This window comes from uncultured Jannaschia sp., assembly GCF_947494025.1.
GTDB lineage: Bacteria > Pseudomonadota > Alphaproteobacteria > Rhodobacterales > Rhodobacteraceae > Jannaschia.
Genome location: NZ_CANLTQ010000072.1, coordinates 1 through 4,448 on the forward strand (window position 1 = coordinate 1; position 4,448 = coordinate 4,448).

Genomic DNA, 4,448 nt, shown 5'->3' on the forward strand with positions numbered 1-4,448 from the left:
GTGCCCCGATAGCGGATTATCGCACCAACGACATTCCGACAGAGTGCCCTGCGTAACGCCGGAGGTCTGCTGCGCGGACAGAGCTGCCTAACTATAAAGGGCCTACCGGCGATCCTCCGCGTCGTTCGCCATGCCGAGCAACCAGTCTCGCACGTGCACTGCGACGTCAGACGCCCCCTGTCTCGGGGTGAGCAGATGAAAATTCAAACCTCCTTCGAGAGCGCTGGCGACCGGCTGAACGAAGCGTCCGTCAATGAGGTCCCGCTGCACGAGGAAGCGGCTTGCCAGCGCGATACCCTGGCCAGCCAAGGCCGCGTCGAGAGTCAGCGTCGTCTGGTTAAACCGGAGCCCTCGTGGCGGCTCTACCTCGCGCCCATAGGCCGCCTCGATGAACTTCGGCCAAAGATCGTGCGTGTCGTGCAGCAGCGTCATGCGCGTCAGCGCCGCGGCGTCGAGCGGAAGGTTCTGTTGGGCAACCAGATTGGGCGAGCACACCGCGATGACCTCCTGCGGGAACAGGAGGTCGGCGCGCAAGCTCGCCCCGAACGGCGGCCGCCCCTGACGCACTGCAAGATCGATCCCGTCGGCATGGAAGCTTGACACGCGCTCGGTGGCAGTGATCCGAAGATCGATGTTCGGATGAGCCTTAGTGAACTCCGCGAGCCGCGGGATGAGCCACTTCGACGCGAAGGTGGGGGTCACGCTGATCGTGACCCGCGACGGTGCCGACCGGAGTGTCGCGGTCGCCTCCGCGAGGTGTGAGAAAGCACGCGAGACCGACGCGTAGTAAGCGCGTCCCTTCTCGGTGAACGTCAGACCCCGCGGCTCCCTCAGGAACAGGCGGAGGCCAAGATGCTCCTCGAGGCCGCGCACCTGCTGGGCCACCGCCCCTTGGGTCACGCCAAGATCGTCAGCCGCAGCGCGGAAGCTCAGATGTCTGCCCGCCGCTGCAAATGCCCGCAGGCCGTTCAGGGGCGGCAAGCCGATTTCATCCGGCACAATAGATTTCCTACATTCACGCAACAGCCGATCTGGCTGGCCGGAGTATCCTAAGCCCCTTACTTTCTGGACGACAGATGCAGCCGGCATATTCCGGCCAGTAAAGAGCATAGAATCATGACGACAGAAAAAGTGGCACTGATCACGGCAGGTGGCAGCGGTATGGGCGCCGGGGCTGCGAAACGCCTGGCCTCCGAAGGCTTCAAGGTCGGCGTCCTGTCTTCCTCCGGCAAGGGGGAGGCACTTGCCGAGAGTCTCGACGGCTTCGGCGTCACCGGATCGAACCAGTCGGTCGAGGATCTCACACGCCTCGTCGACGGCGCGATGGACCGCTGGGGCCGCATTGATGTCCTGGTCAACTCCGCCGGGCATGGACCCAAGGGCGATCTCATCGAGATCACCGACGAGGAGTGGCATACGGGACTTGATGTCTACCTACTGAACGTGATCCGCCCCACCCGGCTCGTCACGCCAATTATGGCGGCGCAGGGCGGCGGCACGATCATCAACATCTCGACCTTCGCGGCCTTCGAACCCGATCCGCTCTTTCCGACCTCGGGCATCTTCCGCGCCGGCCTCGCCGGTTTCGCCAAGCTCTACGCCGACAAGTATGCCGCGCAGAACATCCGCATGAACAACGTCCTTCCGGGCTTCATTGACAGCCTGCCGGAGACCGAGGAACGCCGCTCGCGCATCCCGATGGGCCGCTACGGCAAGGAAAACGAGGTTTCCTCGCTGATAGGCTGGCTCGCCTCCGAAGACGGCGGCTATGTCACCGGGCAGAACTGGCGGGTCGACGGAGGGCTGACCCGTGGGGTCTGAAACAATCAACATCGTCGAGCGCGGTCACACCGCCTTCGTCGTGAAGTGGGTGGCGTCGATCATTCAGATCCTCGGCTATGCCGGAACCGGGTTCGGCTGGACGCCCTGGAACCTCTACCTGTTCCTCGTCGGCGTTCTCGGCTGGCTGATCGTCGGCGTGCTTTGGAACGATAAGGCGATCATGCTGATCCACCTCGTGGCCCTCGGCTCCATGCTGGTGGGCATGGCCAGCCAATGACGTAGTTCGGCCCACAGCCGACCTTCAGCCCTGGATCAGAATACTGCAGCGCAGCGCGTCGAAGCCGCCGTTCGCTGCACTTGCGAACATCGGCGGTGACGGAAGGTCAGCTATGCGGACAAAACGGACACTTGCCCGAAAGCTCATAGACAACGAAACCATACTAGATGCGGCCTAGCAGCTTAAAGACGATGTGTAATCCTCATGTTTGTACAAACGCCCAATGGTGACAAAATACTTGATACCTATTCCAAACATTTCTTGAGCGTTTGGGTGGTATTGTCGCCTTTTCTTAGACCTCAAGCACTTCCATTCGAGCGTTTCCGACCGGCGACTTACCCGACGCGGAATGAAATTCTTGCTGACTGTGAGCCTGTAACGTGGGCCGAAGTGTTGGACGCAGGAGGCTTCAAGACGCTCAGCGATATCGATGTCGCTTTAAGATCATACATTCATGGATTAACGCAACCGAACCAATCTTTAAAAGATCAGCTTATAAAAATGATCGAAGTGCAAAAGCTCATTCCTCCAGATGAAGGAAGTTTCGCCCCGCATAATGAGCGAAAATTCTTACTCCGTCTGAAGGAGTTGGGTCATTCTCATGTGCTTGTATCAGATGAATTCGGAGATCAGACCAAGCGCAAAGCCATCGACGAGATGCTTGCCGAAGACAGCGTGCCACCGCACGGTGTGATTTCGACTGAAGACGGCTCGATCTTGGTTGGTTCGCACTGGGACAGCTGCTGCTCATTCCTCTGTACTAAAGAGCGCGACGACCGGTTCGGTGAGCTTGAAAAGTTTCTCTGCTCAAAGATGACGGAGGTCTACTGGGGCCTTTATCCAATCTAACATGACCGTCTACTAAGGGCTGATTATGTTGAAAAACTCGGGTGGCGTCGAAACGGCTCGAACTTTTAGAACGTCCGTTCTCGCAACTGACTATGATGCCCCATCAGAGGGTCAAATTCGACTGTCGGAAGAACGGAATTCTGGCCAGAGGCGGGTGATCGCTGGTCAAGGGAGTTTTCAACATATCGGGCTCATAGCAGACCTTCGGTCGAGATAATCACGCCGCAATGCAGCTTCACCGAAACGGTCGTTCATGCATCGCGCAGCAATCTCTGTCTGCCGAAGTCCCGCTGTGCGGGACATTTCAGACCCACGCAGATGCGGCACGATCCACTGCGCGGAGTAAAGCGTAGCCAGCTCCGAGCCGCCGCGGCGCAACGCGTCTTCCCGAAAGCTGCCGTTCATGCCTGCTCGAACGCCGCTACGGTGTCGCCCAGGCAGGCATCTACCGTAGCCGCCGGGCGACGAGGGCGTCGCCCGCGCCGCGACGTCGGCCAGAGCCCGTGGGGCCGATGTCCGACGCCGATTTGGTCGAGGCGATCCGGCTGGTGTTCGCCGACAGCCCCCTTTCACGGCGAGGGCTACCGCAAGGTGTGGGCGCGGTTGCGCCATTCCGGGCTGCGGATGTCGAAGGAACGGGTGCTTCGACTGATGCGCGAAAACAGGTTGTCGGCGGCGACTAGGGGGGCCGCCCCTGCGGCCCGCGAAGCCACAACGGCACGATCATCCCGGAGGTCATCGACGCAATGTGGGGAACCGACATGACCGCAGCCCTAACCGTCGAGAATGGCTAGGTGGCGGTGTGAAGTGAGAAGACTCGATCGCTCTGGCCGCACCGCGTACAACTTCGCCTGTACGCTCCGGACGCTCGGCGCGCGCCAGGGCAACGAGCCTCTGCTCATAGCTGCGGTCGACGCCTTCGAGGCGGTGCTCGAGGTTAGGAAGCGAGAAGCGAACCCGGGCGGCTGGGCCAAGACACAACGCCAGCTTGGCGAGACGCTCAGGATGCTCGGCCAGCGCAGCGGCGACCGCGAGGTGTTGACCAAAGCTGTCGCCACGTTCGGTGCAGCGCTGGGGGAGACCGCGCGCGACGCGAGCCCTCTCGACTGGGGCCGCACAAAGATGGCCCTTGGAATCGCGCTTGCCCGCCTCGGCGAGCGTGAGGAGGGTTCCACGCGACTCTTGGAGGCAAGGGCGGCCTTCCAAGACGCGCTCGGCGAGCTGACGGCCGATCGTGTACCGCTCGAATGGGCGAAGCTGCAGAACAACCTCGGCAATCTCTTTATGGAGCTAGGGCGGCGAGAGACAGAGACTGCCCGGCTCCGCCAAGCGGCAGATGCCTATCGCCTGGCCTTGGTCGGGCAGCCCCGCGATCTCGTGCCTCTCGATTGGGCTCAAACCCAGCACAACTTGGGCGCGGTGCTCGAGGTGATCGGTGAGCGCGAGAGGGACATGGCGGCCCTTGGGAGTGTCAGGAGTTCTGTGTATCCGGCGGCCGGTCCGGTTACGTGGCGGCCGCTCTCAGCCCCTGACGGGGGAG

The 4,448-nt window shown here is 61.4% G+C and carries 4 protein-coding genes and 3 pseudogenes; 5 read left to right on the forward strand and 2 right to left on the reverse strand.

What is annotated here, in order from left to right; genetic code table 11:
- Positions 1 to 102: 102 nt before the first annotated feature.
- The gene (locus Q1B08_RS20925) at positions 103 to 999 is read right to left on the reverse strand and encodes a LysR substrate-binding domain-containing protein (protein ID WP_299823170.1); all 897 of its coding nucleotides are present in this window, start codon (positions 997 to 999) and stop codon (positions 103 to 105) included.
- A gap of 117 nt (positions 1,000 to 1,116) precedes the next feature.
- Between Q1B08_RS20925 and Q1B08_RS20930 the strand changes: the two genes are divergently transcribed.
- The 3 genes and pseudogenes from Q1B08_RS20930 to Q1B08_RS22220 form a co-directional block, all read left to right on the forward strand.
- Positions 1,117 to 1,821 carry an SDR family oxidoreductase gene (locus tag Q1B08_RS20930; protein WP_299823173.1) on the forward strand — a complete coding sequence of 235 codons (705 nt, stop codon included), beginning with the start codon at positions 1,117 to 1,119 and terminating at the stop codon, positions 1,819 to 1,821.
- The gene (locus Q1B08_RS20935) at positions 1,811 to 2,059 is read left to right on the forward strand and encodes a DUF6552 family protein (RefSeq protein WP_299823175.1); all 249 of its coding nucleotides are present in this window, start codon (positions 1,811 to 1,813) and stop codon (positions 2,057 to 2,059) included. Before Q1B08_RS20930 ends, Q1B08_RS20935 begins: the two co-directional genes overlap by 11 nt.
- A gap of 204 nt (positions 2,060 to 2,263) precedes the next feature.
- Positions 2,264 to 2,569, forward strand: a pseudogene (locus Q1B08_RS22220) (DUF2711 family protein); the annotation flags it as partial.
- Here the strand turns inward: Q1B08_RS22220 and Q1B08_RS22225 are convergent.
- Positions 2,548 to 2,625 (reverse strand): annotated as a pseudogene (locus Q1B08_RS22225) (hypothetical protein); the annotation flags it as partial. The pseudogenes Q1B08_RS22220 and Q1B08_RS22225 sit on opposite strands and share 22 nt — an antisense overlap.
- Positions 2,626 to 3,372: 747 nt before the next feature.
- On the opposite strand from Q1B08_RS22225, the pseudogene Q1B08_RS20945 reads away from it, so the two are divergent.
- Both Q1B08_RS20945 and Q1B08_RS20950 read left to right on the forward strand, forming a co-directional pair.
- Positions 3,373 to 3,699: pseudogene (locus tag Q1B08_RS20945) on the forward strand (IS3 family transposase); the annotation flags it as partial.
- 16 nt (positions 3,700 to 3,715) lie between these two features.
- The coding region (locus Q1B08_RS20950) for a hypothetical protein (protein ID WP_299823179.1) at positions 3,716 to 4,448 on the forward strand (733 nt) is incomplete at its 3' end.